The 2400-nt window shown below is 43.8% G+C and carries 3 protein-coding genes and 1 pseudogene; all 4 read right to left on the reverse strand.

Annotation, left to right across the window (positions count from 1 at the left end):
- Positions 1–56: 56 nt before the first annotated feature.
- Positions 57–616, reverse strand: a pseudogene (locus QLG09_RS22255) (type IV secretion protein Rhs); the annotation flags it as partial.
- A gap of 205 nt (positions 617–821) precedes the next feature.
- On the reverse strand, positions 822–1304 hold the full coding sequence (comJ, locus tag QLG09_RS22260; protein WP_049023295.1) for a competence protein ComJ: 483 nt from the start codon (positions 1302–1304) through the stop codon (positions 822–824).
- A gap of 278 nt (positions 1305–1582) precedes the next feature.
- Positions 1583–1876: an Imm26 family immunity protein gene (locus QLG09_RS22265; protein ID WP_233100349.1), complete on the reverse strand. Its 294-nt coding sequence runs from the start codon at positions 1874–1876 to the stop codon at positions 1583–1585.
- Positions 1873–2193, reverse strand: coding sequence for a hypothetical protein (locus QLG09_RS22270; protein ID WP_282489422.1), 321 nt, complete (start codon positions 2191–2193; stop codon positions 1873–1875). Before QLG09_RS22270 ends, QLG09_RS22265 begins: the two co-directional genes overlap by 4 nt.
- Positions 2194–2400: the final 207 nt, after the last annotated feature.

Below are 2400 nucleotides of genomic sequence, written 5' to 3' on the forward strand. Positions count from 1 at the left end.
TCACGGTCCAGGTATTGCCCCTGCATCCGCAGGTTCTGAGAATATCCTGATACCTACGTTTCACTTTCCTGCAGCAGACGGAACCCTTCCCAGAAAAACCGGATGCTGACCCGGCTTGCCTGTTGGCTGTCCGCCCATCATCTGGCGTCGCGTTTTATTGATGCGGCGGCCGAGCGGATCGTAGCGGAAGCTGACCTGCGTCTGCGTTTTGTTGCGGTCCCGTGGCTGGCTGATGACTTCCGTCAGACGGTGCTCGCCGTCGTAGCGGTAATGCCAGCGGGTCTGGCTGTTATCCTTCTCCATGGTGCCGGCGTGTATGTTACAACTCCAGCGAATGTCGTTCAGCTGCGTCAGGCGGTTGTGCGTGACCTTCTCAGCAGAGTCTTCCTGCGGGTTACCGGCAGCGTACCGTTCTGAACCAGCAAACGCCCGGCGCTGTCGTACTGCCAGCTGAACGGGTTATCGTCACGCTCTTCCCGCACCAGTTATTGCGCTAGTCGTAATCCCAGCGGCGCTGGGCATCGTCAGTGAATACATCCCGACGATGCAGTCGACCAAGAAGTTCGTACTCGCTGAGGGTGGTCAGCAACCCCTGGGTGCGGCTGGCCTCCCGGTGGGACCTCACGGGTATGCTGACACTTGTTGTGAATAAGGATAAGCAAGGAGCGTAAGAGGCAGCCAAAACGCGTGCGGAAGGGAAAGATTATCGTTATACATGACGATGTGATGAACTTCTTGTTTAGCATTTGATTTGAATGAAAAAATCCACGTCAAAGCGTGGTTTTTATATTTCTTAAGTTTTAATTTAATTACTATTAACCTTAAAAAATACCATCTTTGAGAGGATGTTCCTTAATCCCCCCCCAAGGGTTGTCTAACAAAAACTTAGCAGCAATAGCTTCTTTTGTAGGTACAAGGGTGAAATTATAGTAAATTTCATCTCCTTCACAAACCTCATAGAAGAGCGAATAAAGTTCATCGTGCAACTCTAAATTCAAATAAAACTTCTCAGTTGCAGAAGCGATTTGCAGCTTATGTTTATCCGTAATGAAAAATGGTACAACAATACAGCGCTGAGCATTTTCATCCAATTTGAAAGCATTCTCTATTTTGATATTGACGTTTGCTCCAAACGCGTCCTCTGGTAATGGATCGAATATAACATAATCCTTGTGAAGAACAGCACCTTGAGAAACATTACCCTTTCCCCACTGACTCAGCTTTTCGTCATAGTCTCGGGATCGTAACACTATTTGACTATGTGAAATCAGTAGATCAACTATTTGTATTTTTTTATCATTCATTACATTACCTCGATTTTTATTATCGTTCTACCAATAATGTGAGTCCAGGCCATCAAAAATAAAATACCTGTGATATTTTTAAGGTGTTAATGAGTGGCGGTAATACGAAATCTGACAGGGGAAGCACCCTACCCCTGATGCTCAAATATTGGTCAGGATATTATCGGCAAGCTCAAACCCTGAAACCCCCATTGTTGTGTAATTAGGGTATTCGGCAACAGATAACCGCCTGATTTCGTCCTCTCCATTATATAAACCACCAGCATAATTAAATATTTTCAATTGTTTTTTTCTTCTGTAAGATCAGTGTGACCAATAATTTTCCAAACGCCCTTGCTGATATTTTGGTTGCCGGTAAAGATAACTTTCGTCTCTTTACCAAACCTTTCAAAACTTAGCGGTGTTAATGAACCGCCATCAATAAGTTCTTCAGCCTGCTGTATTGATAATATGCAGAACCCTATTGCTTGCTTAAATTTTTTGCTTGGAGCAAAAAAAATATGACAAATCGCATATTTCCCATTGCTCAATGGAATGACAAAGATGTCACCCTCTTTGTATTTTACTTTCATAAGCCATTACCTTTCAGTATTGATAACGCATCATTCAATACTTTTCCACCCCAATCACTGTTTTGACCCACAATATCATATGTGCCAGCCTTTGGGTTATTAGGACTATACGATCTGATTTCATTGAGGAGATTTGTTAAAGAATTCGTTGACTTAGCTCCACCATTAAGATCCATAATTCTTTGTTCCAAGTATTTAGCTTCAGCTATGGTCAACTGTTCCAAATGAGATTTACCCTGTGTATTCGCATGGCTATTCAAACGCGTTGGTGCATCCCCACGTCCTAAATAGATAATATTCTTTCCATCGTGTAGCACATACAACCCTTGTCCATTTACAGGATCATAATGTTTACCTGCCCCCCACCCCTACGTGTAGAAGGTAAAACCTTACAAGGTGTTAGACCTAAAGGATCAGTCCAGATTATAGGATTAGGAGCATAGCTGTAAAGATTTAACCCGCCATTTAACCCTATCGGGTCCTGCTGCGTAAACCGCCCGCAGTCCGGGTCGTAATACCGGAAC

Source organism: Enterobacter sp. V89_11 (genome assembly GCF_029967775.1).
GTDB lineage: Bacteria > Pseudomonadota > Gammaproteobacteria > Enterobacterales > Enterobacteriaceae > Enterobacter > Enterobacter ludwigii.

Coding starts and splice junctions, on each gene's coding strand:
- comJ (WP_049023295.1), bottom strand. CDS start 1,304: ATGAATGATAAAAAAATACAAATAGTTGATCTACTGATTTCACATAGT.
- QLG09_RS22265 (WP_233100349.1), bottom strand. CDS start 1,876: ATGAAAGTAAAATACAAAGAGGGTGACATCTTTGTCATTCCATTGAGC.